Annotated in this window: 19 protein-coding genes and 1 pseudogene; 10 read left to right on the top strand and 10 right to left on the bottom strand. The window is 72.6% G+C overall.

Translation table 11 applies throughout. The annotated features are described in order from the left end of the window. Positions 1–9: 9 nt before the first annotated feature. Together DEI97_RS04660 and DEI97_RS04655 are read right to left on the bottom strand one after the other, a co-directional pair. Positions 10–3048: a UPF0182 family membrane protein gene (locus tag DEI97_RS04660; protein WP_181439313.1), complete on the bottom strand. Its 3039-nt coding sequence runs from the start codon at positions 3046–3048 to the stop codon at positions 10–12. A gap of 194 nt (positions 3049–3242) precedes the next feature. Then, positions 3243–4352, bottom strand: coding sequence for a YlbL family protein (locus DEI97_RS04655; RefSeq protein ID WP_253467785.1), 1110 nt, complete (start codon positions 4350–4352; stop codon positions 3243–3245). 103 nt (positions 4353–4455) lie between these two features. On the opposite strand from DEI97_RS04655, the gene DEI97_RS04650 reads away from it, so the two are divergent. Together DEI97_RS04650 and DEI97_RS17705 are read left to right on the top strand one after the other, a co-directional pair. Further along, the gene (locus tag DEI97_RS04650; RefSeq protein ID WP_111075644.1) at positions 4456–5916 is read left to right on the top strand and encodes a zinc-dependent metalloprotease; all 1461 of its coding nucleotides are present in this window, start codon (positions 4456–4458) and stop codon (positions 5914–5916) included. A 119-nt stretch (positions 5917–6035) separates the two neighbouring features. Beyond that, positions 6036–6830, top strand: a pseudogene (locus tag DEI97_RS17705) (TOMM precursor leader peptide-binding protein); the annotation flags it as partial. On the opposite strand, the gene DEI97_RS04640 reads toward DEI97_RS17705, so the two are convergent. Next, positions 6784–8529, bottom strand: a complete 1746-nt coding sequence (locus DEI97_RS04640) for an ATP-dependent helicase (RefSeq protein WP_181439314.1) — start codon at positions 8527–8529, stop codon at positions 6784–6786. The pseudogene DEI97_RS17705 and the gene DEI97_RS04640 sit on opposite strands and share 47 nt — an antisense overlap. Beyond that, positions 8526–9461, bottom strand: a complete 936-nt coding sequence (gene nudC, locus DEI97_RS04635) for an NAD(+) diphosphatase (protein WP_111075646.1) — start codon at positions 9459–9461, stop codon at positions 8526–8528. The genes DEI97_RS04640 and nudC overlap by 4 nt, the downstream gene beginning before the upstream one ends. 81 nt (positions 9462–9542) lie before the next feature. Between nudC and DEI97_RS04630 the strand changes: the two genes are divergently transcribed. Then, positions 9543–10541, top strand: a complete 999-nt coding sequence (locus DEI97_RS04630; RefSeq protein ID WP_111075724.1) for a phosphotransferase — start codon at positions 9543–9545, stop codon at positions 10539–10541. Between the two features lie 198 nt (positions 10542–10739). On the opposite strand, the gene DEI97_RS04625 is transcribed toward DEI97_RS04630, so the two are convergent. Together DEI97_RS04625 and DEI97_RS04620 are read right to left on the bottom strand one after the other, a co-directional pair. Continuing rightward, the gene (locus DEI97_RS04625) at positions 10740–14039 is read right to left on the bottom strand and encodes an ATP-dependent DNA helicase (RefSeq protein WP_258376756.1); all 3300 of its coding nucleotides are present in this window, start codon (positions 14037–14039) and stop codon (positions 10740–10742) included. Further along, positions 14036–17212: an ATP-dependent helicase gene (locus DEI97_RS04620; RefSeq protein ID WP_111075647.1), complete on the bottom strand. Its 3177-nt coding sequence runs from the start codon at positions 17210–17212 to the stop codon at positions 14036–14038. The genes DEI97_RS04625 and DEI97_RS04620 overlap by 4 nt, the downstream gene beginning before the upstream one ends. A gap of 119 nt (positions 17213–17331) precedes the next feature. On the opposite strand from DEI97_RS04620, the gene DEI97_RS04615 reads away from it, so the two are divergent. Both DEI97_RS04615 and DEI97_RS04610 read left to right on the top strand, forming a co-directional pair. Further along, the gene (locus DEI97_RS04615; RefSeq protein ID WP_111075648.1) at positions 17332–17556 is read left to right on the top strand and encodes a DUF3107 domain-containing protein; all 225 of its coding nucleotides are present in this window, start codon (positions 17332–17334) and stop codon (positions 17554–17556) included. A gap of 10 nt (positions 17557–17566) precedes the next feature. Further along, positions 17567–17863: a hypothetical protein gene (locus DEI97_RS04610; protein ID WP_111075649.1), complete on the top strand. Its 297-nt coding sequence runs from the start codon at positions 17567–17569 to the stop codon at positions 17861–17863. Between the two features lie 73 nt (positions 17864–17936). Here DEI97_RS04610 and DEI97_RS04605 read toward each other — a convergent pair whose 3' ends face one another. Next, positions 17937–18650 carry a ferritin-like fold-containing protein gene (locus tag DEI97_RS04605; protein WP_258376757.1) on the bottom strand — a complete coding sequence of 238 codons (714 nt, stop codon included), beginning with the start codon at positions 18648–18650 and terminating at the stop codon, positions 17937–17939. A gap of 85 nt (positions 18651–18735) precedes the next feature. Here DEI97_RS04605 and DEI97_RS04600 point away from each other — a divergent pair, with 85 nt between their 5' ends. Beyond that, positions 18736–20316 carry a DEAD/DEAH box helicase gene (locus DEI97_RS04600; protein ID WP_111075650.1) on the top strand — a complete coding sequence of 527 codons (1581 nt, stop codon included), beginning with the start codon at positions 18736–18738 and terminating at the stop codon, positions 20314–20316. 154 nt (positions 20317–20470) lie between these two features. Here the strand turns inward: DEI97_RS04600 and DEI97_RS04595 are convergent, their stop codons facing one another. From DEI97_RS04595 to DEI97_RS04585, 3 genes are read right to left on the bottom strand one after another with little or no spacing between them, the layout of a single operon-like run. Next, positions 20471–21343 (bottom strand): PHP domain-containing protein, encoded by an 873-nt coding sequence (locus DEI97_RS04595; protein ID WP_111075651.1) that lies wholly within the window; start codon positions 21341–21343, stop codon positions 20471–20473. 42 nt (positions 21344–21385) lie between these two features. After that, positions 21386–21817, bottom strand: a complete 432-nt coding sequence (locus DEI97_RS04590; protein ID WP_111075652.1) for a hypothetical protein — start codon at positions 21815–21817, stop codon at positions 21386–21388. Positions 21818–21828: 11 nt separating this feature from the next. After that, positions 21829–22335, bottom strand: a complete 507-nt coding sequence (locus DEI97_RS04585) for a hypothetical protein (RefSeq protein ID WP_111075653.1) — start codon at positions 22333–22335, stop codon at positions 21829–21831. Between the two features lie 427 nt (positions 22336–22762). On the opposite strand from DEI97_RS04585, the gene DEI97_RS04580 reads away from it, so the two are divergent. From DEI97_RS04580 to DEI97_RS04565, 4 genes are all read left to right on the top strand, one after another. Continuing rightward, complete coding sequence (locus DEI97_RS04580) at positions 22763–22990, top strand: hypothetical protein (RefSeq protein ID WP_146248194.1); 228 nt, start codon at positions 22763–22765, stop codon at positions 22988–22990. A gap of 110 nt (positions 22991–23100) precedes the next feature. Then, entirely contained in the window at positions 23101–23565 is a 465-nt protein-coding gene (locus DEI97_RS04575; protein ID WP_111075655.1) for a hypothetical protein, read from the top strand. A gap of 49 nt (positions 23566–23614) precedes the next feature. Beyond that, the gene (locus DEI97_RS04570; RefSeq protein ID WP_111075656.1) at positions 23615–25099 is read left to right on the top strand and encodes an aminopeptidase P family protein; all 1485 of its coding nucleotides are present in this window, start codon (positions 23615–23617) and stop codon (positions 25097–25099) included. Positions 25100–25109: 10 nt separating this feature from the next. Continuing rightward, complete coding sequence (locus tag DEI97_RS04565) at positions 25110–25583, top strand: GNAT family N-acetyltransferase (RefSeq protein WP_220039231.1); 474 nt, start codon at positions 25110–25112, stop codon at positions 25581–25583. Positions 25584–25646 lie beyond the last annotated feature (63 nt).

Here is a 25646-nt window from a genome sequence, read left to right as displayed (position 1 = left end):
TCGGCGTGTTCAGCCCTTCGAGGCGGTGCTGTTCTCGGCTGCGATGGCGGCCTCGATGGCCTGCTGCAGCTGCTTGTCGGCCTCGGCCGCAGCGACGAGGTCGTTGTCGGCGTACGCCTGCTCGCGGGCCCGGAGCGCCTTGTCGGCGTCGGACAGCGCCTGCTGCACGTCCGGGTTGCTGCTGCCCGCGGACGAGCCGCCCGTGGAGCCTCCCGTGGCACCGCCCGTAGCGCCGCCGGTCGAGGTCCCCGACCCGGAGTCACCCGAGTCGGAGCCGGAGCCGGACGCCGCACCGGAGTCACCCGCGGCCGCACCGGAGTTGCCACCGAACAGCTTGTCGAGCGCCTGGTCGAGCGTGTCCTCGAACGCGATCTTGTCGCCGAAGGCCACCAGGACCTTCTGCAGCAGCGGGTAGGAGCCGCTCGAGGTGGACTGCACGTACACCGGCTGGACGTAGAGGAACCCGCCACCCACCGGCAGGGTCAGCAGGTTGCCCTGCTTCACCGTGCTGTTGCCGCGCTTCAGGATGTTGAGCTCCTGCGACACGGTCGGGTCGGAGTTGAACAGGTTCTGCACCTGCGACGGCCCCGGGATGCTGTCGGTCTTGGGGATGGTCAGCAGCGTGAGCTTGCCGTACCCCTTGCCCTTCTTGCCCTTGCCGGCCCCGCTGGCGTCCGACCCGACGGCCAGGTAGCCGGTCAGGACGTTGCGCGCGTTCGACGACGAGTTCTGCTTCGGGATGTACGTGCTGTACAGCGAGTACGCCGTCCCGGAGCCGGGGACCTTCATCGTCAGGTAGTACGGGTCCTGCTGGTCGGGGTTCGTCGCGGTGGTCTGCGTCCCCAGGGCGTTCGTCGTGGTCGTGTTCGTCCCCGAACCGGAGCCGGCCGAGTCGGAGTCCCCCGCGCTCGTCGACGTCGAAGTCGGGTCCACCGGGGTCGTCCATGCGTCGTCGCCCGAGTAGAACGAGTTGGCGTTGGTGACGTGGTAGGTGCCGAGGATGCTCCGCTGGACCTTGAACAGGTCCGTCGGGTAGCGGACGTGCGCCAACAGGTCGGCGCTCATCGAGGAGACCGGCTGCAGCGACGTCGGGAAGATCTTCTGCCAGGTCTTCAGCACCGGGTCGGTGGTGTCCCAGGCGTAGAGCGTGACCTTGCCGGTGTAGGCGTCGACGGTGGCCTTGACCGAGTTCCGGATGTAGTTCACCTGGTCGGTGCGGAAGCTGCCGGTGTCGGTGCCGTTGATGCTGTCCGTCATGCTCTGGCTCTGCGAGTACGGGTACGCGTTGCTCGTGGTGTACCCGTCGACGACCCACTGGATGCGGTTGTCGACGATCGCCGGGTAGGCGTCCTTGTCGAGCTTCAGGTACGGCGCGACCTTGCTGACGCGCTGCACCGGGTCACGGTCGTAGAGGATCTGCGAGTTGGCGTTCACGGCGTTCGACAGCAGGATCTGCTCGGACTGGAACTTCGCCGCGTAGACCAGGCGGTTGAAGAAGTTGCCGATCTTCGGCCCACCGTCGGCCGCGTAGGTCGTGGTCGCGTTGCCGTCGTTGTCGTCGGACCCGGACGGGTAGTCCAGCTCGACGTCCTTGGTGCCCTTCGGTGCCCCGACGATCGAGTACGCGGGCGAGTTCTCGCCGAAGTACACGCGCGGCTGGTACTTGCCGAGATCGCCACCGGCCGGGATGCCCGACTCGATGAAGACCGGCTTGCCGTCGCTCGCACGCTGGTTGCCGTACGCCGCGACGACGCCGTAGCCGTGGGTGTAGACGAACGTGCGGTTGTACTGCGTCGCCGACGCGCCGAGGCCGTCGAGGTCGATGTCGCGCACGGCCAGGACGGTGTCCTCGGTCTTGCCGTCGACCTGGTACCGGTCGACGTCGAGCTGGTCGGGGAACTTGTAGTACTGCCGGTACTGCTGCAGCTGGCTGTACGTGTCGGCCACGATCTTCGGGTCGATGATGCGGATGTTCGCCGTGGTCTGGGCGTCCTCCGACAGGGCACCCGAGCTGGCTGTGGTGGTCGCGTCGTAGTCGCGTTCCTTGACCCCGGCGACGTCGTAGGCGTCACGCGTGGCGTCGATGTTCCGCTGGATGAACGCGGACTCGAACGACCGCTCGCTCGGTGCGACCTGCAGGCGCTGCACGATCCACGGGTAGATGCCGCCGATGACGATCGCCGCGACCAGGAGCAGGCCGGTGCCGACGATCGAGATCCGCCAGCGGCCGATGACCGCGGTGACGATGAACAGGATCGCCACGATCGCGGCGATGCCCGCCATGATCTCGCGCCCCGGGATGGTCGCGTTCACCTCGGTGTACTGGGCACCGGTGATGAGCGAGTTGTCCTTGGTCAGCGCGGCGTACTGGTCGAGCCACAGGCTGGCGGCCTGCAGGGCGATGTAGAGGCCGGCCGTGACCGCGAGCTGGATGCGGGCGGCCCGCGAGATGCGGACCTCGCGCCCGCCGAAGCGGAGGGCCCCGTACAGGTACGTGGCGGCGAGGGCGGCGAGTCCGGCGATCAGGACGACCGCGGACGAGTACGCCACGACGGCACGCCAGAACGGGAGCTCGAAGACGTAGAACCCGATGTCGAGCCCGAACTGCGGGTCCGTCTTGCCGAAGGGGGTGCGGTTGAAGTACTCGAGCACCATGCTCCAGCGCGGCGCCGTCGCGAGCCCGGCGAAGACGCCGAGCACCGCGGGGATGCCGAGCATGACGACGCGGCGCAGCGGTTCGATGACCTGCTGGTAGCGGTCGAGCTGCGAGTTGAGCTTCGCGTAGACGGGGCGGAACCGGAAGGCGAGCGTGATGCTCAGCCAGACCGGGACGGCCATCCCCAGGAACCCGGCGACGAACATCGCCGTCCCGGCGAGCCACCTGGTGGTGAGGACCCGCTCGAACCCGAGTTGCGTGAACCACGCGTAGTCGGTGTAGAGGCTGGCGAAGATGAAGAAGCCGATCACCAGTGCGGCCAGCACGATGATCGTGACCACGATCGGGACACGCGGCGAGCGCCGTCCCGCGGTGGACGAGGTGTTCGTCACTTGTTGTGCTCCAGACGTGTCGGACCGGCGGCGCCGGCAGGCCGAGCCGTCAGTGCGTCGATCCTATTCGCCCCGGCCGACAGTCAACCTGTGCTGCGTCTCAGGAAGCCGGCTCGGGCCTCCAGTCCGGCCGGGAGGCCCGTCCCCCGTCCGCCCCGTCAGTCCGGTCGGACGGCGCCCAGGCCGAGCCGCACTCAGCGCGTGCAGCGCTCGAGTCCGGCGGTGCTGCGGCCGGCGGCGATCGTCTGCAGGTCGGTGACGGCCTGGTCGAGGGTGGAGACGGCGTAGACGTCGAGGCCGGCGGGCACGTGGCCGACGACCTCGTCGCAGTTCGTCTTCGGGGCGAGGAAGACCTTCGCGCCGGCGGCCTCGGCGCCGTAGAGCTTCTGGCGGATGCCACCGATGGGGCCGACCTCGCCGGCCGCGGTGATCGTGCCGGTGCCCGCGACGTGCTCGCCGCCGTTGAGCTTGCCCGGCGTGATCTCGTCGATGATCCCGAGCGCGAACATCATGCCGGCCGAGGGGCCGCCGACGTCCTGCAGCGTGATGTCGACGTCGAAGGGGAAGTCGTAGTGCTCGACGACGCCGACGCCGATCAGCGCGGTGCCCTGCTCGGACCGGGGGGTCAGGGACAGCTCCCGACTCGCGCCCCCGCGCTCCACCGTGACCGTCGCGGGCGACGAGGTGCCGTGCTTCGCGACGAGTTCACGGAGCGTGGTCGCATCGGCGTTGGTGCGCAGCGACGTGCCGTCGAAGGCGGTGACGACGTCCCCGGTGCGGACCACGCCGTCGGCTGCGGAGCCGTCCTGGATGCTGCCGACCTCGAGTTCGGTCGGGATCCGGTACCCCTGGTGGATGAGCGCGGCGGCCACGGCGGACTGCTGGGAGTTGGTCATGTCGGCGGCGTCCTGCTTGTTGACCTGGTCGGTCGAGGTGCCGGGCGGGTAGATCGCGCTGGCCGGCACGACCGCCTGCGACTTGGTGAACAGGGCGCGGACGACGCTGGTCCACGAGGGCCGCTCGGTGGCGGTGCCCTGCACGCTGACGGTGAGCATGTCGAGCGCGCCGGAGGTCGGGTACGTGCGGTGTCCGTCGATGTCGATGAGCTCGACGTCCTTCGCGTCCTTGCCCGTCCCCTGCCGCTGGGTACCGATCGTGTTGAACACGGGTCCGGGCATCTCGATGACGTACGGGCTCGGCAGCACGCTCGCCACCAGTCCCAGCACGACGGCTCCGGCGACGAACACCCACCCGACGGTCCGCGAGCGCGAGCGACGACGGGGAGCGGGGGCGAAGAGGGTCACGCAGGGTCCTTCCGGAGGCTGTTCGCCCACGGCGCAGCCGTCCGGGCGGATGCCCGGGCCGGTCCCAGGTCCGGGCCCGCGGGCAGCGGTTAGCGTAGTCGGCATGCCTGATGAACCGCAGCCGGGGCCGGACGACGACTTCCAGGAGATGCTCCGCAAACTCCTGTCCGGCGAGGGGCAGATCGACCCGTCGCAGCTGGCCGGTGCCGCCGGCCTGCCGAACGACCCGGCCGCCGTCGCCGAACTCATGAGCCAACTCCAGCGCGCCGCGCAGACCGGCTCGGACGGCATCGACTTCACGGTGACCGCCGACCGCGCCGCCACCATCGCACGCGAGGGCGCCGAGCCGCTCGACCCCGCCACCGCCCAGGCGTCGACGCAGGCGTTCCAGGTCGCGGCCCTGTGGCTCGACGAGGTCACCACCGTCGCCGAACTCACCGCGACGCCGAGCGTCTACACGCGTGAACAGTGGGCGAAGGCGACGGCCCCGGTGTGGTCGCAGATCGCCGAACCCGTGGCCTCGAGCATCGCCACGGCCCTGACCGAGGCGATCGACCAGCGCGCGCCCGAGGAGCTCAAGGCGATGCTCGGCGACGTCTCGAAGGCGATGCGCGGCGTCGGCGGAGCCCTCTTCGCGATCCAGCTCGGCCAGGTCGTCGGACAGCTCGCGAAGGAGGTGGTGTCCGGTGGCGACGTCGGCATCCCGCTGCTCGACGAGCAGGTCGCCGCGCTGGTGCCGCAGAACGTCGCCGAGTTCGCCGACGGGCTCGACGTGCCGGTCGACGAGGTCCGCATCTACCTGGCGGTCCGCGAACTCGCCCACGCGCGGCTGTTCCGATCGGCCCGCTGGCTCCGACTGCACATCATCTCCTCGATCACCGAGTACGCGAAGGGCGTCCACATCCCGTTCGACCGGGTGGAGGAGTCGCTCTCCGGCATCGACCCGACCGACCAGGAGCAGCTGCGCGACGCCCTGGCCTCCGGGGCGCTCATCCCGCCGCGGACGCCCGAGCAGGACGCCGCCCTGGCCCGCCTCGAGACGATGCTCGCCCTGGTCGAGGGCTGGGTCGACACGGTCACGGCCGCCGCGACCGCACGCCTCCCCCGTGCCGGGGCGATCGCCGAGATGGTCCGCCGCCGCCGTGCCGCGGGCGGGCCGGCCGAGTCCGCGTTCGCGACGCTCGTCGGTCTGGAGCTCCGCCCCCGCCGGCTGCGCGAGGCCGCCGCGATGTGGCAGCGCGTGACCGACGAGCTCGGTGCCGACCAGCGCGACGCGCTGTGGGCCGCGTTCGACCTGGTGCCGGGCTCCGACGACATCGACGCACCGGAGTCGCTCGTCGCCCGGCTGCGGGACCCGTCGCAGTCCGCCGAGGACGACGCGTTCGACCGTGCGCTCGAGGACCTGCTCAACGACGCGACCGACGACCGTCCGCACGAGGACGAGTCCGGCGGGATCGACGAGGACCCGGGCACCGACGGTCCGTCCGACGGCCCCGCGACCGGTCCCTCGGGCGGCCCGGCAGCCGGCCCGGCAGCCGGCCCGGCCGGCGGTCCGCAGCAGTAGTCGTCCGGACGGGAGGCGCGCCCCGCCTCCCGTCCACACCTGCCGGCCCGCCCCGGGGTTGTCCACAGATCACGCCGTCCGCCTCCGGCCGACACCGGTGATGCGCGAGCGTTGGCCCCATGGGCATCCGCATCGATCCGACGCTCGAATTCGTGTGGCGCGACCCGTGCACCGTGCAGCTCGGGGTCGACCCGCCGCGTGCCGTGGTGCCGGTCCCGACCACGGCCGAGGAGCGGTTCCTCTGCGCGCTCCGACGTGAGACCGCCCGGGACGTGATGGCCGGGCTGGCACGGAGCGTCGGCTGCGCACCGGCCGCGGCCGCCCGGGTCCTCGGCGACGCCGCCGCCGCGGTCGTCGACATGCTGCCGGAGCCCCTCGCCCGGGTCGAGGTCGCTGGCGTCGGGCCCCTCGCCGACGAACTCGACCGGATGCTCACCGGCGACGGCGTGACCGTCGTCCGGACGCTCGCTCCGCGGGGTGGCCCGGTGCCCGAGCCGGACCCACCGCCGGCGCTGGCCGTCCTCGTCGCCGACCACGTGACCGACCCGGTCGTCCGGTCCGCGTGGACCCGGCGGTCGGTGCCGCACCTGCCGGTCGTCGTCGGCGACGGCCGGGTCCGCGTCGGACCGTTCCTGGTGCCGGGAGCCGGGCCGTGCCTCCAGTGCGTGGAGCTGGAACGGACCGACGCCGACCCGGCCTGGCCGGCGATCGCCGCGCAGGTGTGGGGACGACCGGCCGCGGCGCTGTCCCCGTGGCGTGCGGCCAGCCTGGCGGCCACCGTGGCCCGGACGGTCCTCGACCGGCTGCCGCTGGTCGTGCAGCGGCCGGACGCCGAGCAGCTGGTGTTCGACCGGGCCGACCTGTCGGTCACCCGGCGGTGGGTCGCTCCGCATCCGCGGTGTGCGTGCCGATCGCTGCCAGGAACCGACTCGCCACCCGGGGTCCGCCCCGTGACGAGCCCTGCGCCGACCACGTCATGGTCAAGGAACGACGGGCACGGGTGATGCCGACGTAGAACAGGCGGCGCTCTTCGTCGATGCCGTCGTCGGTGGTGGCGTACGAGATCGGCAGCAGCCCTTCGGCGACGCCGGCGAGCACCACGTGCGGCCACTCCAGGCCCTTCGACGAGTGCAGCGTCGCGAGGGTGACGGCGTCGAGCTCCGGCTCGTGGTGGGTGGCCGCGCGGTCGACCAGGTCCGCGGTGAACTGCTGCATCGTCGTGTCGGCGGGTGCGTTCTCGGCGAGCTGCATGATCGCCTGCAGCGCCTCCCACTGTTCGCGGACGGCGCCGGTGCCCTCGGGGGCGGTGCGGGTCCACCCGCTGATCTGCAGGACGAGCTCCACGCGGCGCAGCAGCTCGTCGTCGGTCTGCCGGACCGCCTCGCCACGCATGTGGTGCACGGCGAGCTTGACCTCCGGTCGGTCGAAGAACCGCTTGCCGCCCTGCACCCGGTACGGGATCCCGTTGCGGGCGAGCGCCGACTCGATCGCGGCGGACTGGGCGCCGACGCGGAACAGCACCGCGCAGTCGCCGTACGCGGCACCGCCGGTCACGAGCTCGGCGATGCGTCGGGCGATGGTGGCCGCCTCGTCACCGTCGTGGACGCAGGGCAGCACGACCGGTTCGGGGCCGGGGGTGGTCTCCTGCGCGACGAGGTCCAGCGCCCCCGGCTGGCCGCGCATCAGGGCGTTGGCCGCGAGCACGACCTCCCGGGTGGACCGGTAGTTCCGTTCCAGCCGGAGCACCGCCGCGCGCGGGAACTCCGAACCGAACCCGAGCAGGTAGCGGCTCGAGGCACCGGTGAACGAGTAGATCGTCTGACTGGCGTCCCCGACGACGCACAGGTCGTCCCGTCCGCCGAGCCACGCCCGGAGCAGGTCGTGCTGGACGGGCGAGACGTCCTGGTACTCGTCCACCACGAAGAAGCGGTACTGCTGCCGCACGAAGGACGCCACCCGGGGCTCGGACTCCACCATGCCGAGCGTCAGCAGCAGCACGTCCTCGAAGTCCATCTGCCGACGGTCGTCCTTGAGCCGTTCGTAGGCGCGCATCAGGTCGACGACCCGCGACGGCGAGGTGTCCCGCGGCATGGTGCGCTCGGACGCCGCGGCCTCGTACTCGTCGTAGGTGAGGCGCTGCACCTTCCGCCACTCGACCTCGCCGGCCAGGTCGCGGAGCACCGGGGTGTCCACCCGTAGCCCGATCGTGTCGGCCGCGTGCGCGATCACCCGCCCCTTCGACTCCACCAGGCCGGGCGCGTGCCCGCCGACGGTGTCCGGCCAGAAGTACCCGAGCTGCGACATCGCCGCCGCGTGGAAGGTCCGGGCCTGCACGGCTCCGGCGCCCAGGGCACGCAGCCGGGAGCGCAGCTCACCGGCGGCGCGGGTGGTGAAGGTCAGCGCCAGGACGTGGTTCGGCGAGTAGGTGCCGGTGGCGACGCCGTACGCGATCCGGTGCGTGATCGCCCGGGTCTTGCCGGTGCCGGCACCGGCCAGGACCGCGACCGGGCCGAGGAGCGTCCGGGCGACGGTGCGCTGCTCGGCGTCGAGCGCGGCGAGCAGGGCGTCCGGCGAGGGCGTCGTCGGGTCGACGGGTCCGGCTGTGGGGGTCACGGCAGGTCGAGCGGCCCGCCGTACCACTCCTCGATGATCACGCGGGCGATGGAGGTCCGGCCGGGCAGCAGCACCGTGTCGCCGGCCTGCTCGCGGATCTCGTCGCGCGAGAACCAGCGGACGTCGATGATCTCCACACCGTCCGGGCGGGCGGAGGAGGGGTCGCCGTCGACCGCGCGGGCTCGGAAGCCGACCATCAGCGACGCCGGGAACGGCCAGGGCTGCGAGCCGAGGTACTCGGGCTCCTCGATGGTGACGCCGGCTTCCTCGAAGACCTCGCGCCGGACGGCGTCCTCGAGGGACTCCCCCGGCTCGACGAACCCGGCGAGCAGCGAGTACCGGTTCGCGTCCCAGGCGGCGTTCGAGCCGAGCAGGATCCGGTCCTGCCCGTCGGTGATCCCGACGATGATCGCGGCGTCGGTGCGCGGGAAGTGCTGGTGGCCCTCGGGGTCCCGGCGGACCCAGCCGCCGACGGTGGACTCGGTCGGCGAACCGGTGCGCGGCGAGAACCCGTGCACGGCGTGCCAGTTCGCCATCGCCACGGCCTCGACCGCCAGGCCCTGGTCACGCGCGGAGAGCTCGGTGCCGAACATGCGGAGGTTCTCCCACACGTCGGTGTCCGGCTCGATCCGGGCGGCCGCCGCGTCGTCGACGAGGGCCGCGACGAAGCGGGTGCCCGCCGTGGCGTCCGGGGCGTCGCTGACCGCGCGACCGAGGTAGAGCAGGGTGGCATCGTCCGGCACCTGGTCGGCGTCGACGAAGCGCAGCGTGCCGTCGGCGTTCCGAAGCATGGCGCCGCGGTGGACCGGCAGGAACCGGGTGGTCGGGTCGTCGCGCAGCACCCGCTCGAGGTCGGGCGTGGAACGGTGCTCCGCGTCGCGGTCGAGCTCGTTGCGGGCGAGCGGCAGCCGGGCGGCGAACTCCACGGTCACACGGATCTCCTGGTGGTCGACACGTCCCGGGTCAGCGTGGCGCGCACCGATCGGATGCGCCGCGGACCTACCCTGTTGGGCATGGCGGGATCGCAGTTCACTCTAGCCGCGTTGGCGACCACGGCCGTGCCCGGGCTGGTCCTGACAGGCACACGCACGCTCGGCTCGGTGGCCGGCGGCGACTACGAGTCGGCTGTCGTCCGCGACGCCGACGGCCGCTCCTCGGCGATCCGTCGTCCCCGGAACCAGCGCGCGGAAGCGCGCCAGTCCGCCGACCTCGTCGCGATCCGCGCCCTGAGCGCCGGGATCCGCACGCGCCTCCCGTTCGCCGTGCCGGAGTACCGCGGACAGGCGCCGATCGGGTCGACCCGCGCCATCCTGACGTCCTACGTCGAGGGCGCGCACCCCGCGCTCCGCGACCTGACCGACCGGCCCGAGCTGGCCACCAGCGTCGGTCGCGCGATCGCCGCACTGCACGCCCTGCCGACCAGCTTCGTGACCGATGCCGGCCTGCCGTCCCTGACGCCCTTCGAGGTGCTCCGCTCGGCCGTGTCCGTGATGGACCGCGCCGTCGCGACGAAGCTCGTGCCGGACGCACTGCAGGAACGCTGGGAGGGCGCCGCTCGCGACCAGCAGCTCTGGCAGTTCACGCCGACCGTCGTGCACGGCTCGCTCGGTCTCGACTCGGTCCTCGTCCAGGGGGACGACGTCACGGGCGTCCTCGGCTGGGGCGAACTGCGGCTCGGCGACCCGGCCAAGGACCTGGCGTGGGTGCTCGCCGGCCGCCGCGAGGCGTTCGACACCGTGCTCAGCGCCTACACCGCGGGTGGTGGCGGTCGTGACCGTCAGCTCGGACAGCGCGCCCGCGTGCACCACGAACTCGAGACCGCACAGTGGCTGCTGCACGGCGTCCAGGTGAAGAGCACCGAGGTCGTCGACGACGCGGTCGCGATGATGCACCGCCTCGCCGAGGCCGTGCACGCCCCGACGGCCGCGCCGCTGCAGGCGGTGTCGCCGGAGACGATGGAGATCGGCGAGGTCGAGCAGCTGCTCTCCTCGACCGAGCGCCGCCACAGCTGACACGCCGGCCGGGAGGTCGGCCGGGCCCGCGGGACACCGGTGTTCGTCCGATACATCGCGGGAACACGCGGTGCGTTCGACGAACACCGGTGTTCGTCCGATACATCGCGGGAACACGCGGTGCGTTCGACGAACACCGGTGTCCCGCGAATCGACGCGTGCGCGCGGCACGGCGCCGGTCGGGAGGCACGACCCGCGTCAGCCGATCGCCTCCCGCCATGCGCGCTCGAGTCCGGCACGGTCGAGCAGCGCCGACGGTCGGACCTCCAGGTCGTCGGCGACGAAGTAGAACACCGCGTCGACGTCCGTGATCGGCCGCCCGGTGAACTCGGCGTACGCGACCCGGTACAGCGCGAGCTGCAACTGCCGCCGGTCGAGGTCGTCGGCGCCGCTCGGGGCCTTGCCGGTCTTCCAGTCGACGACCTCGATGCGCCCGTCGATCTCGTACACGGCGTCGAGCTTGCAGACGACGCTGTGGCCGAGGAACGGGATGTGGATCTCGCGCTCGACCTCGACCGGGGTGAGCCCTGCCCACCGTGAGCGGGCGAAGGTGTCCTGGAAGTCGGCCAGCCGTCGGGCGTCGTCGTCGCTGACCGGGACCTCGCCGGCCGCGGCCGGACCACCCTCGGTCGTCTCGTCGGGATCCAGGTCGAGCTCGCCGGCCCACGCGTCGAACCCGCCGTCCCAGCCGCCGAGCGCTGCCGGGGCCTCGCCGCGGGCGCGCTGCTCGACCCACTGGTGGAACAGCGTGCCGAGACGTGTCGCCCGGTAGGGGCGTTCCGGCATCGGTCGGCGCAGCCGCTCGGCCACCTTGTCGGGCTCACCGAGGTAGTCCTTGAAGCCGGACGCCGGCACCCGGTGCGGGACGACGACCTGGTGGGCGGCCGACCGCGAGGCCCGTCGTTCCGCGAGCAGCAGGTCGATGTCGGCGGCGTACCGGCCGGCGGCACCGGGGTTCGCGTTCCGGACCCGGTCCGCCGCGGCGAGCACCCGCGGCCCGCGGGAGCCGAAGGGCACGTGCGGCCAGGTCTGCGACGCTCCCTGGTCGCCGAGCGGGTTCGATTCGTGGGTCGTGCCGTCCGGGATCCGGTCCGCGGCGAGCACCCCGGCCTCGACCAGGTCGTGCAGGTACCGGCTCGGCGCGGTGGGCTTCACGCCGGTCGACCAGGACGATCCGCTGACGAGCAGTTCGTGCTTCGACCGGGTCAGCGCGACGTAGGTCAGCCGGCGTTCCTCGTCCTCGTTCCGCGCCTTGACCTCGTCCTTGAAGGCGTCGATCGCGTCGACGACGTCCTTCTGGGTCTCCTGTCCCCGCCAGGCCAGGCGTGGCAGCTCGTCGGCGTCACCGCGGAACTCGTACGGCAGCCGGCCGAAGCCGAGCCAGCCGGTCGAGCCCTCCTGCGGCCGGGCCGGCAGTCCGCCCTCGACCATCCGGGGCACGGCGACCGCGTCCCACTCGAGCCCCTTCGACCCGTGGATGGTGAGGATCTGGACGGTGCCGCCCTCGGGTTCCTCGGAGCGCGGCCCCATGTCGTCGCGGCGCGCGGCGGCGTCGATCCAGCCGAGGAACGCGCCGAGGTCGGCCCGGTCGTCGGTCTGCACGAACCCGCTCAGCTCGTCGACGAAGGCGTCGAGGTACGCGGAGCCGCCCTGCTCGTGCGCGCTGACCTCGATGTCGAGCCGCATCTCCTGCACCACGAGTGTGACGAAGTCGACCAGGTCGCCGCCGGCACGGGACCGCAACGAGGACAGCTGCGCACCGAGTGCCCGCATGCGCTCCCGGCCGGCCGGGCTGATCGCGTCGAGCGCCGAGTGGTCGTCGGGCGCGGTCGTGACGAAGTCGAGCGCGTCGACGACGGACCCGTGCTCCCCCGCGGCGACCGAGGCCCGGAACGCCGCGGTGACCTCGTCGTCGAGGCGTCGGTGCGTGTGGTCGCGGCCGAACAGCCAGCGGGCCAGGCCGTGCAGCGCGACGATGTCGGCCGCGCCGATCCGCCACCGTGCCCCGGCGAGCAGACGGATGAGGTCGTTGCCCGCGGCGGGGTCGTGCAGCACGCGGAGGCACGCCACCAGGTCGACGATCTCCGGCCGCTGCAGCAGACCCCCGGTGCCGAGCACGTGGTACGGCACCGCCCGGGCACCGAGCGCCGCCGTGAACGCGGAGAGGTCCTTCCGGGCGCGGAGCAGCAGCGCCATCGACCCGCCGGGGTTCCGGGTCCGGTGGTCGGCGAACCAGGCGGCCACCGCGTCGGCTTCTTCGGGCAGGGTCTCCGGGAACACCACGCCGACGGTCCCGCGGTCGGCGCCGGGGCGTGGTTCGAGGCGCTCCACCTGGACCTCGGACGCGCTCGAGAGCGGCTCGACGACGGCGTTCGCGGCGGCCAGCACGTCGATCGGGTTCCGCCAGCTGGTCGACAGGGCGTAGGTGACGACCGGTTCGCCGGCCGCATCGCCGAAGTCGGCCGGGAACCGTGCGAGGTTCGCGGCGCTCGCCCCGCGGAAGCCGTAGATGGACTGGTGCGGGTCACCGACCGCCATCACCGGGTGGTCGCGGAACAGCCGTGCCAGGAAGCGGGTCTGCACGACCGAGGTGTCCTGGTACTCGTCGAGCAGCACCACGGCGAACCGGGAGCGCAGGTCGTCGGCCACCCGCGGTGCTGCGTCCGCGGCGGCGAGCGCCAGGGCGATCTGGTCCGAGAACTCGACGAAGCCGCGGTCGACTTTCTGGCGGCGGAACTCCTCGACCAGGTCGGCGAGCGGTTCGAGGGAGCCGATCGCGGCGACGGCGTCGGTGACGGCCCTGTAGGGCGTGCCGCGGCTGGAGCCCGGCAGTTCGAGCAGGTCGCCGAAGTCGATCGCGAACCGGCGGAGGTCGGCCGGGTCGACGAGGTGCTCGGAGGCGGCCCCGGCGAGCGCGACGACCGCGGCGGTGATGGTGTCGACGTTCCGGTCGAGGCCCGCGAGCCGGTCGTCCCGTGCGGCGACGACGACCCGTCTGGCGAGCTGCCACGCCGAGGGTTCGGTGAGCACCTGGGACTCGCCGTCCCGCCCGACGAGCAGGGCGTTCTCGCGGAAGACGGCGTTCGCGAACGCGTTGTAGGTGGACACGGTGGGTGCGAGGAAGGCGTCGCCGGTCTCGATCAACCCGACGTCCTCGAGCGCGCCGATCCGGTCGTTGATGCGGACGCCGAGCTCACCGGCGGCCTTGCGGGTGAAGGTCAGCCCGAGCACCTGGTCGGGCTGCACGAAGCCGTTCGCGAGCAGCCAGACGACCCGGGAGGCCATCGTCTCGGTCTTCCCGCTGCCGGCGCCCGCGACCACCAGGGCCGGGGCGAGCGGGGACTCGATGACGGCACGCTGCTGCGCGGTCGGTCGGGGCTTGCCCAGGGCGTCGGCGATCTCGTCGGCCCCGTACCGGCGGCGGGCCGGACGCTCGTCCGGCACCGCGCCTCCCGTCGGGGCGACTTCCGCAGCCGCAACCGTGGTCTCGTCGCTCACCAGGTCACCTCGCCCACCACGTGGATGCGGCACTCGGTGCCGGTGCGGGCCCGGTCGCAGTGGTCGTCGACGTTCGCCAGGAACGTCCGTCCGGCCATGCCGCGTGCGACGGTGTGCAGGCGTTCGCGGTAGGCCTCGCGCGATTCCGGGTCGAGGGCCCGCTGCGTCCGCTCGGAGTAGGCGTGCGCGCCCTTGGGGTTCTGCACGAAGACGAGTCGGGCGTCGGTGGTGTCCGCACCCTCCGGCACGCCCTCGACCGCACCGTCGGCGACCGCGAGCTGGTACGCGGCGAGCTGCGGGTGTGCGGGCATGTCGTTCTTCTCGCTCGGCATGACGCGGCCGGTCTTCAGGTCGACGATGCTGATCCGGCCCTCGGGGTCGACCTCGATGCGGTCGATGCTCCCCCGCACCCGCGCCGGGCCGGTCACGAGGGCGAACGATGCCTCGGCGCCGAGCACCCGTCGGCCGGCGCTGGCGAAGGTCCGCAGGTAGTCACTGAGCCCCTCGATCATCCGCCGGGTGCGGGCACGCTCACGGTCCGCGACCCACGGCGACTCGAAGGTCAGCTCGTCCCACCGTTCCTCGACCCGGTGCCACAGCGACTCGACGTCGACGTCGGTCGCGTGTTCCATCGCCTCGTGCACGATCGTCCCGATGCCCATCGCCGGGCTCGGGGCACCGCCGCCGAACGTCTGCGCGAACCAGTGCACCGGACACTCCTCGAACGTGCCGATCCGGGAGGGCGACACCGCCACCGTCGCCGGCACCGGCTCGGCGGCGGCCCCGTCCTCGTCCTCGCCGACGTCGGGCACGACCGGTTCCGCGTCGAGGTCGACCAGGGGCGCGTCGGTCGTCGGTTCCACGATGCCGTACCAGTCGTCGGGCGACGCACCGGGGACGTCCTCGGCCGCCAGACGGGCCAGCGCCGAGGCCGCCTCGTGGTCCCCGGTCGCCACCACCCGACGGCGCAGCGACCCGGCCAGCCCGCGCAACGACAGCGGGTGCGCGGACGCCTGCCGGTCCGGCGGCACCGGCACCAGCCGCACGAACGGCGACGGTGACTCGTCGTCGTTCGCGACGGTCGCGATCACCACCTGGGTCGTCGCGCGGGACACCGCCCGCACGAACAGCCGGAGCTCGTCACCGATCACCGCCGCCCGGTCGTCGGTGGGCGAGTGCGGGATCCCCGCCGCCGCCCGGACCAGCCCGTCCGGGTCGAGCAGGCTGCCGCGCACCCGCGAGTTCGGCCAGACGCCGTCCTGGAGGCCCGTGACCACCACGACGTCACACTCCAGTCCGACCGTGGCGGAGGGGGTCAGCACGCGGACCCGTCCGGCGGTCCGGTCCGGCCCGATCGAGTCCTCCGGCAGGTCGGCGCCGAGGAGGTCGTCGACGAACACCCGCGCCGGCGCGTCCGGCGTCCGCTCGACGAAGCGCTTCGCGGCGGTGAACAGCCCGACCACGGCGTCGAGGTGCCGGTCGGCCTCGGCCGCGCCCACCCCACCGGCGACGGACTGTGAGCGCCACACCCCGGCCAGGCCGCTGCGTTCCCAGAGGCCCCAGAGGATCTCCTCGATGCTCGCCCCCGACTCGGCGTCCTGCCGGGCGGTCACGAAGCTCGTGGCCAGCCGCATCGCACGGCGGGCGAAGGCGGCGTCGATCGTGGCCAGGCGTTCCGGGGCGCCGAGCGCGTCGACGAGCAGTTCGTCGGCCGTCCGGGTCCCACCGCCGGCGAGCTCTTCCCGCCGGAGGGCCAGCCGCAGCCGACGGATCGCCAGGGTGTCCAGCCCGCCGAGCGGTCCGGTGGCGAACGACGTCGCCAGGTCGGCGTCGAGCGGGAGCACCCCGAGCGCGACGGCCGCGGCGTCGACCAGGGTCCGGGAGGCCGTGTCGTCCCGCGGGCGGGTCGGTGCGGCACCGGCGGTCGCGGGGACCTCGGCCACCGAGAGCGCCCGGACCAGTTCGGGGATCGCGGCACCGCTGCGGGTGACGACGACCATGCGGTGCCACGGGACGCCGTCGAGCAGCCGGTGTTCGCGGAGACGTCTCGCCACGGCGGCCACCATCGCGGAACGGCTGGGGGCTTCCAGGTGCAGGACGGCGTCGGAGCGGCCACGGGCCTCCCGGGCGAGGGCCGCCCGCTGTCGACCGGCAGCCGCGGTGCCGATCCGCCCGGTGATGCCGGTGACCAGCGCGCGGATCGGGGCCGCGTGCCGGTGCACGGTGCCGAGGACGATCTCCTGGACCTGCGGGACGCCGAGCCGTGGCCCGAGGCGGCCGAGGACGTCCGGGACGCCGCCGCGGAAGGCGGAGGCGGCGATGTCCGGGTCCCCGAACGCGACGACCTGCACGCCGGAGCGGGCCAGGGCGCCGAGCAGGGCGATCTCGCCCTCGACGAGTTCCTGCACGTCGTCGACGACCACCAGACGGAGTGCGGCGACGGCGGGCGGCAGGTCCCCCCGGAGCACTGCCGCGGTCGCGAAGGCGACGAGTTCGGCGGCGTCCAGGCTGGTCGACCGGAAGGCGGTGACGGCCGCGCGGTACTCGTCGACGAAGTCGCCCACCGCCCGCCACTCGGGGTGACCGGTGTCGTCGCCGAGCTCGCGCATGTCGTCGGGTTCGATGCCGGCGGCGACCGCGCGCATCATCAGGTCGCGGAGCGCCGTGCGGAAGCCGGCCCGCTCGCGGACCACCTCGGTGATCGGCGCCGGCCAGTCCGGTCCGGTGCCGTCGAGTTCGTGGCCGTCCAGGAGGTCCGCGATGATCCGGTCCTGTTCGCCGCCGGTCAGCAGGGTCGGTGCCTCCTGCCCCTGGACCGAGGCCGCGTGCGCCACCACCTGGAAGGCGAGGGAGTTGACCGTCCGTGCCAGGGCGCCCGGCGTGACCCGGTCGACGGCGGCCGCCAGACGGTCGCGGAGTGCGGTCGCGGCGACACGCGCCGAGGTCAGCGCGAGGACGGTGCCGTGCCCGGAGGGGTCGATCGCGCCGGGGCGGGCGGACCGGTCGGCCACGAGCCGCGTCAACGTGCTCGTCTTGCCGGTCCCCGGAGCGCCGATGACCGCCGCGTGCACCCCGTCGGGCAGGGCGAGCACCGCCTGCTGCGCCGGGTCGTCGACCAGTGCGCGCGCGACCGAGCCGAGGTCCGGCGCGGGCGTCAGGGTGGTCGGTGGCACGGTCGTACGGTACCCACCGCAGCCGACATCCCGGGCCGCCCGCGCCGGGGTGCGGACGCGGCCGTGCGCCCGCGGCGAACGCTCCGGGCCGCCCGGGGACGCTCGACTAGGGTGAGGTCGTGGACATCAAGATCGGCATCATCAACAGCCCCCGCGAGATCAGTTTCGAGACGGCGCAGACCGCCGACGAGATCGAGACCGCCGTGGCTGACGCGCTCGCGGCCAAGGCGACGCACATCTCCCTCACCGACGACAAGGGCCGCCGGTTCATCGTGCCGGTCGGATCGCTCGCGTACGTCGAGGTGGGCGCCGAAGAGTCGCGCCGCATCGGCTTCTTCGCCTGACGCTCCCCGCATGGAGCTCCTCTTCGCCGTGCTCGGCGGGATCCTCCTCGGGGCGGTCGCCCACGTCGTCGTGCCCTGGCGCATGACCCGTGGGGTGCTGATCGGCCCCGTGGTCGGCGGCATCGTGGCGGCCGTCCTGTGGGAGGCCCTGACCTGGGCCGGCTGGTCGTACGGCGGGACCTGGATCTGGGTCGTCGCCCTGGTGGCTGCCGCCGCCGCCGCGCTCGTCGTCGAGGTGGTGCTGGGCCGACGCCGCACCGCAGCGGACGACGCGCACTACGAGCGGATGGTCAAGCAGGGCGCCTAGCGCAGCTGCGGCCACGACACCGCCGGCGCTCGGCCAGGCCATCGGACGGCCAGGCCATCAGACGGTCAGGCGGTCAGGCGGTCAGCCCGAGGGCGTCCATCCGGCGGGTGTGCGCCGCGATGAGTTCGGTCCAGACCGGCTCGAGCCGCTCCTGGTCCTCCCGGGCGTGGGACGCCAGCGCCGACCGGGCCACGAGCAGCGTGTCGCCAACGAGCCGTCGGCCCCACATCGCCAGACGGGACGCCACGACCGGGTCCTCGTCGATGCGGGCGGTCAGTTCCTCGACCACCGCGGGCTCTTCGCGGGTGTCGAACACCGTGCGCAGGCGCTGCCGCACGTCGATCGGCAGCGACCGCAGCAGGTTGGCGAACAGGTCGTTGAGGATGCCGGCGGTGACGTACCCGGTAAGCATCGACTCGTACCAGTCGGCACCGCTCGTGCGCTCGAGGAAACGATCGATCGCGTCCCGGTGCGGGGCCATCAGATCGGCTGGCTCCTTGCCGCCACGCTCGATCTCGGCCACGATGGCACGGTGCCGCTCGAGAGCGGTCGTCGCGAGCACCCCGGTGACCAGACGGCCCGAGAGCGTCGGCGCACCGGCGCCGGCACGGCCCATGGTCTCGTACAGCGACAGCTGCAGGTAGGCCGCCTGGCCGAGGTAGACGTCCAGCTCAGGGCTGACGTTGTCCAACTGCAGACGCTCGACGGTCCCGCTGCGCGGGTTCCGCGACGCGAGCCAGGTTGCAGCGAGTTGCCCAGCACGCTTCCGGTTCCACCACGACACCACCCGCCCAGCATACGGGTCGGGTGATACCCCTCCGGCACGTCGGTAGACTGGCCCGGACTCCTCCCCACGAACAGGGTGAACTTCTTTGACTTTCTCAGAACTCCAGATCGAGCAGGACATCGTCGATGCGCTCGCGAGCAAGGGCATCATCGAGCCCTTCCCGATCCAGCAGCAGACGATCCCGCTCGCCCTGACCGGCCAGGACATCATCGGTCAGGCCAAGACCGGCACCGGCAAGACCTTCGGGTTCGGCCTGCCGCTGATCCAGCGCATCGGCGCCGACCCCGCACCGGGTGTGAAGGCGCTCGTCGTCGTCCCCACCCGCGAGCTCGCCGTGCAGGTGAGCGAGGACCTCGAGTCCGCGATGGTGAACCGTCCGACCAAGCTCGTCTCGATCTACGGCGGCAAGGCGTACGAGGGCCAGGTCGAGCAGCTCAAGGCCGGCGCGCAGATCGTCGTCGGGACGCCCGGTCGTCTCATCGACCTGCAGCGCCAGCGTCTCCTCGACCTCTCGCACGTGCAGGAGATCGTCCTCGACGAGGCCGACCGCATGCTCGACCTCGGGTTCCTCTCGGACATCGAGCGGATCTTCCAGGCCGTGCCCGAGGTGCGGCACACGATGCTGTTCTCGGCGACGATGCCGGCACCGATCGTCGCGCTGGCCCGCCGCTTCATGTCGCGTCCGGTGCACATCCGCGCGACGGACCCCGACGAGGGTCTCATGCAGGCGAACATCAAGCACGTCATCTACCGCGCGCACTCCCTGGACAAGGACGAGGTCATCGCCCGCATCCTCCAGGCCGAGGGTCGCGGCAAGACCGTCATCTTCACGCGCACCAAGCGTGCCGCTGCCCGCATCGTCGAGGAGCTGAAGGACCGCGGCTTCAACGCCGCCGCCGTCCACGGTGACCTCAACCAGGAGCAGCGCGAGCGTGCGATGGCCGCCTTCAAGGCCGGCAAGCGCGACGTCCTCATCGCGACCGACGTCGCCGCCCGTGGCATCGACGTGGACGACGTCACGCACGTCATCAACCACACGATCCCGGACGACCCGGACACGTACCTGCACCGCGCCGGTCGCACCGGCCGTGCCGGCAAGACCGGCATCGCGGTCACGTTCGTCGACTGGGACGATCTGCACAAGTGGACGCTGATCGACAAGGCGCTCGAGTTCGGCATCCCCGAGCCCGTCGAGACGTACTCGTCGTCCCCGCACCTGTTCACCGACCTGGACATCCCGGTCGGCACCAAGGGCCGCCTGCCCGGCACGACCTCGCACGCCGCCACCGCCGGCACCGAGAAGTCGTCGGCCGGTTCGCGATCGGGCTCGCGCTCGGGCTCCGACTCGCGCTCCGACTCCGGCTCGCGTTCTGGCAGCGCCGGCGATTCCCGGTCGCGGAACCGCACCCGGTCCGCCGGGTCGGAGTCGTCCGGCTCGCGTCGCGGCTCCGGTGACCGTCCGGCAGCGGAGCGCACCGCGCCCGCCGAGGACGCGCAGGACGTCACCACCGCCGCTGGCACGGTCGAGGGTGCTCCGGCTCCCGCCGCCGGTGACGAGTCGGGTGACGGAACGCAGAAGCGTCGTCGCCGCCGTCGCCGCCGTGGCGGCAGCGGATCGTCGGAGGCGACCGCCTCGGCACCGCAGGGTTCCGCGGACGGCGAGTAGCACCTCCAGGTCGATCGGCCCCGTCACCTCGGTGACGGGGCCGTCGTCGTGCCACGGTCCGGTCCGCGTCGTGCGGACGGGAGGCCCGTGGCCGGGCCCGCAGGACCGCGTCCGGCCAGCCCGGGTCGTGCCCAGCCGGGTCAGGCCCGCCGCTTCAGGACAGCCGCGACCCCGGCCCGACGACCGGCTCGCTGCCGGTGGCCTGCTCGACGATCGCGTCGAACGACCGGCGGCACGTGCGGTGCTCGCCGAGGCGGTTCGGCTTGCCCTCGCCGTGGTAGTCGCTCGACCCGGTGACGAAGAGACCGAACTGCTGGGTCCAGTCCAGCAGGGTGCGCTTGCCGTGTGCCTGGTTCTCGCGGTGGTCGACCTCCAGGCCGGCGAGACCCGCGTCGACGAGTTCGCGGAGCATCGGCTCGTCGATCACGATCCCCCGGGACGACGCTGCCGGGTGGGCGATCACGGGCACCCCACCGGCGGCACGGATGAGCTCGACGCCACGCAGCGGCGACGGGGCGTCGTGCGGCTGGTAGTAGCCGGAGGACGGGTGGAGGATGCCGCGGAACGCCGCGCTGCGGTCGGACTCGAGGCCGAGCCGCACCAGCGCGTCGGCGATGTGCGGGCGGCCGATGGTGGCCCCCTCGCTCGACTCGGCCAGGACGTCGTCCCAGGTGATCGGGTGGTCGCGGCCGATCGCGTCGACCATGCTGCGGGCGCGGGTGAGGCGGCCGTCACGGATCGCGGTGGTCTCGGCGACGAGACCCGGGTCCTCCGGGTCGACCAGGTAGCCGAGCACGTGCACGCTCCGCCAGCCGATCCGGGTGCTGAGCTCGAGCCCGGGCACCAGCGTCATCGGCAGCTGCCGGACGGCTTCGGCGGCCTCGTGCCAGCCCGCGGTGGTGTCGTGGTCGGTCAGGGCGACGCCGTCGAGGCCGCTGGCCGCAGCGGCCCGGACCAGCTCCCCCGGGCGCTCGGTGCCGTCGGAGACGCTCGAGTGAGCGTGCAGGTCGATGAACGGATCAGGCACCCCGTCATGCTACCGACAGGTCACCAGCCGGTCGGACGCCGTTCACAGACGCGGTTCGCCGGCCGTGCGCTCGGCCGCTGCGGACCAGCCGTGCCCCGCGGACCAGGAGAGCGTCACCCAGCATCCGGGGGCTCCACGTGTGACGGGGTGGTCGATGACGCCGATGGTCTCCGGGACGACGGCGTCGTCGAACGTCACCCGCGCCTCCGCGTCCGGCCGCACGGCGAGTGCCGGAGCACACGTGCGCCACGCTGTCGCCGCGGTCGCCCGCTGTCCCCGGCTGACCGCCGCGTCGAAGCGACGCTCGTCGTGGTGCCGGAGCCCGTCGACGGCAGCGCGCCGGGCGTGCAGCCCGGACGCCGTCGACGGCTCGCCGCCGACGTCGGCCGGCGTGCTGTGGACGGCGCACCCGGCCAGGAGGACCGTGGCCACGCCCGCCACGAGGGTCGCGGTGACGCCTCGGTCTCGTCCCACGTGTGTCCTCGTCACCGCACGTCCCGCGCGCGGCGGAGCGGCGGGAGCAGGTGCATCGACGCGAAGGCGAACACGCCGAGTGCGGGCAGGAAGACCCGCGGGTCGGGTTCGTAGCCGTCGGTCGCGGGCTGGTCGGCGTACGCCTCGTTGTGCACCGGGCCGGCCGTTCCGACCACGTAGGACAGGCAGAGGACCGCGACGGCGACCCCGAACACCGCGAACGTCCAGCCGGCTCGACGGATCCACCACCCTCGTGCCCGGGAGACGATGCGGAGCGGCAGCCCGAGGACGAACACCAGGACGGTGAGCGGCGTCGAGACCAGTGCGAAGCCGAAGAGCTGCAGCGCCTCGGTGAACGCACCACCGATGATCGACCACGCCGCGAGCACGACGTAGGTCAGGGCGCCGGTCAGCACCACCTGCACCGGCAGCGCGAGCCAGACGAGCGCGAGGCCCGAGGTCGCTCCGCCCGGCGGACGACGGAGCGCGATCGGTGGGACCTGCTGCCAGTCGGCCATGGCTGGATGCTAGCGCGAGCAGCGTCGCCGGCCGCCGGCCAGCTGCGAACTCGCCCCCGAGCTGCAGATACGCGGCCTGCACCCATGTCCGGCGCGTGCACACCGTGCTTGGATGCACCGAGACCGGATCAGGCCTTGTGAGCGGTAGGCGGGCGTGATGGTCATCCTCGGAGCGGAACGCGCGCAGTCGTTGCGCCGCGATCTCGAGGCGGCTCGTGCCGCCGGACACCTGCGGAACCGCCTCGAGTCCTTCCCGAGCACAGTCTGACGACCCAGGTGCCCGGGGGGCGACGGCGTGGGCGGAGGTGTGCCAGGCGATGCCGGTTGCCGCTGCGCAGGTGGCCTGAGGTCCGGCCCACCGATCGCGAGGCACGTCCCCGTCACCGTGGTGTGGACTGCGTGCCGTCGAGGTGGGATGATCCGACCCATGCAGCGGGGACAGGTCATCTGGGGTTGGGTCACGAGCATGGCGGGCGCGGTCATCGTCCTGCTGATGGCGTGGCAGGTGCTCATCGAGGGCATGTGGCTCGGCAGACAGGTCGACGTCGCCGGGAGCTACTCGTACGGGCCCATGTACGTGTCGGCCGCACTCGGTCTGGTGCTCGTGATCGGAGGAGTCGCCACCGCGATCTCCGCACGACGACTCGAGCACTGACGCGGGCGACGCCGGGGGCGACGCGCCCGCCGGTACGCTGGGCGCGCGATGATCTCGCGAGGCCGGGGCCGGCCGGATCGCCCACCATCGAGCAACCAGGGGGAACGGTCATGTCCACAGCACAGCGCGCAGCGGTACTCGTTCTCGGGATCGTCGTCCTCACCGGACTGACCGGTTGCAGCGGTGGCGGCAGCGGCGACACCGCGACGACCGCGGCCCAGCCCGAGATGTCCCAGTCCGAGCGGAAGGCGACGATCCCGGACCTCGAGAAGGAGGCCACCACCGTCGCCGAGGGCATGGTCGACGCCATGGCCGACGGCAGGACGGAGACCGGCTCGGAGTACGTGGCGGCGCACCCGCTCGCCGACCACCACCACCTCGGCAAGTGGGAGATCGGCAAGCCGGACGCCACCGGTGCGAGCATCGGCACGGTCTGCATCGAGTACCGGCCGACGAAGGACGCCGACCCCGTCGCGATGGCGACCGCGACCGCCCAGTACGCACCAGCGAACGGCAGCGTGCGCGAGCTGCGCTACACCTCTCCGGGCGGGAACGGTCTCAACGTCGGCTGCTGAGCCCACAGCGCGCGGTGGTCGGAAGCTGCACGGTGCGATGATGGGACGCATGGCCGACACCACTCCCCGCGCGACGAGCAACCGCTCCACCACTCCCGGCTCGTCCGTGTTCAAGGACCACATCGCGTCGAACTGGGCGGAGCGCGAGCGTCCGCTCCCGGCGCCCCGCGAGCAGTCCGCCTTCGCTGCCGAGCGTCGGGCGCGGCTCTCGGAGCTGCACACCGGTCGGACGCTCGTCGTCCCCGCCGGGCAGGCGAAGGTGCGCTCGAACGACTGCGACTACCCGTTCCGCCCGCACTCCACGTTCGCGCACCTCACCGGCTGGGGCACGGACACCGTCGTCGGGTCCGTCCTGGTCCTGACGCCGAACGGCAGCGGGCACGACGCCACGCTGTACTTCCGTGCGACCGCCGGCCGTGACTCCGAGGAGTTCTACGCGAACCCCGAGATCGGTGAGTTCTGGGTGGGACCGCGGCCCTCGCTGGCCGAGGTGTCCGCCGACCTGGGCCTCGCGACCGCCGACCTGGGCGAGCTCGACCGGGTCCTCGACGGCCTCGACGCCTCGGTGCTGGTCGTCCGCGACGCCGACACCGACTTCACCCGCGCCCTCGACGAGCGGCTCGGTACGACCGTCGGTGGCGCCGAGGAGCAGGACGACACCCCGGCGACGGCGGACGTGCTCTCCCGCGACCTGTCCGAGCTGCGCCTGGTGAAGGACGCGTTCGAGGTCAGCGAACTCCGCAAGGCCGTCGACGCGACCCAGCACGGGTTCGAAGACGTGATCGCCGACTTCGACGCGGTCCTCGCCCACCCCCGTGGCGAGCGCATCGTCGAGGGCACCTTCAACCGCCGTGCTCGCGCGGACGGCAACACGGTCGGGTACGACACGATCGCGGCCGCCGGCCACCACGCCTGCATCCTGCACTGGACCCGGAACGACGGTGCCGTGCAGCCGGGCGACCTCATCCTCATCGACGCCGGGGTCGAGGTCGACTCGTTCTACACAGCCGACATCACCCGGACGCTGCCGGTCAGCGGCACGTTCTCGCCCGTCCAGCGGATGGTCTACGAGGCCGTCCTGGAGGCTGCCGATGCGGCGTTCGCGATCGTCAAGCCCGGCATCACCTTCCGTGAGGTCCACGCGACCGCCATGCAGGTCATCGCCCGCAAGACGGCCGAGTGGGGCTTCCTGCCGGTCTCGGCCGACGAGTCGCTGGAGCCGGAGAACCAGTTCCACCGCCGGTACATGGTGCACGGCACGAGCCACCACCTCGGGCTCGACGTTCACGACTGCGCGAAGGCCCGCCGTGAGATGTACCTCGACGGCATCGTGCAGCCCGGCATGGTCTTCACCATCGAGCCCGGACTGTACTTCCAGCAGGACGACCTGACCGTGCCGGAGGAGTTCCGCGGCATCGGCGTCCGCATCGAGGACGACATCCTGGTGACCGAGGACGGCGCCGAGAACCTGTCCGTGCACATCCCCCGGACCCCCTCGGAAGTGGAGGGGTGGATCGCCCGCACTCCGCGCTAGCCTGGGCCTCGTGAGCGCTGAAGCCCCCTCGAGCACCTTCCTGATCGACGTCGAGCACTTCGACTCGCCCGATGCCCAGCGGCTGCGTGCCGCCCAGCGCATCGAGATCGACAGCACGTACGGCGCGGACACCGAGCCCGGACCGAAGCCCACGGCCGACTCGATCGCGGTGTTCTTCGTGGCGCGCGACGGCGACGGCACCCCGGTCGGCTGCGGTGGTCTGCGGATCGTCGACGACGGCATCGCCGAGGTGAAGCGGATGTACGTCCGGACGGAGTCCCGCGGGTCGGGTGTGGCCGCGGCGATGCTGCGTCGACTCGAGGAGGCCGCGCTCGACCTCGGTTCGCCGGCCCTCGTCCTCGAGACGGGCACGGAGCAGAAGCGGGCGATCGCGTTCTACGAGCGCGAGGGCTTCAGCCGCATCGCGAACTTCGGCCCGTACGTGGGCGCCGACCGCTCGGTCTGCTACTCGAAGATCCTCTGACCAGCAGCGCTGACGACGACGGGGGCTCCCGGACCATCTGGTCCGGGAGCCCCCGTTTTCGTC

Origin of the sequence: Curtobacterium sp. MCLR17_032 (assembly GCF_003234795.2) — a bacterium.
Classification (GTDB): Bacteria; Actinomycetota; Actinomycetes; order Actinomycetales; family Microbacteriaceae; genus Curtobacterium.
This window is presented reverse-complemented; position numbering and strand designations above follow the sequence as displayed.

Coding starts and splice junctions, on each gene's coding strand:
- DEI97_RS04630 (WP_111075724.1), top strand. CDS start 9,543: ATGGCGGGATCGCAGTTCACTCTAGCCGCGTTGGCGACCACGGCCGTG.
- DEI97_RS04585 (WP_111075653.1), bottom strand. CDS start 22,335: ATGGCCGACTGGCAGCAGGTCCCACCGATCGCGCTCCGTCGTCCGCCG.
- DEI97_RS04610 (WP_111075649.1), top strand. CDS start 17,567: ATGGAGCTCCTCTTCGCCGTGCTCGGCGGGATCCTCCTCGGGGCGGTC.
- DEI97_RS04650 (WP_111075644.1), top strand. CDS start 4,456: ATGCCTGATGAACCGCAGCCGGGGCCGGACGACGACTTCCAGGAGATG.
- DEI97_RS04580 (WP_146248194.1), top strand. CDS start 22,763: ATGCAGCGGGGACAGGTCATCTGGGGTTGGGTCACGAGCATGGCGGGC.
- DEI97_RS04575 (WP_111075655.1), top strand. CDS start 23,101: ATGTCCACAGCACAGCGCGCAGCGGTACTCGTTCTCGGGATCGTCGTC.
- DEI97_RS04570 (WP_111075656.1), top strand. CDS start 23,615: ATGGCCGACACCACTCCCCGCGCGACGAGCAACCGCTCCACCACTCCC.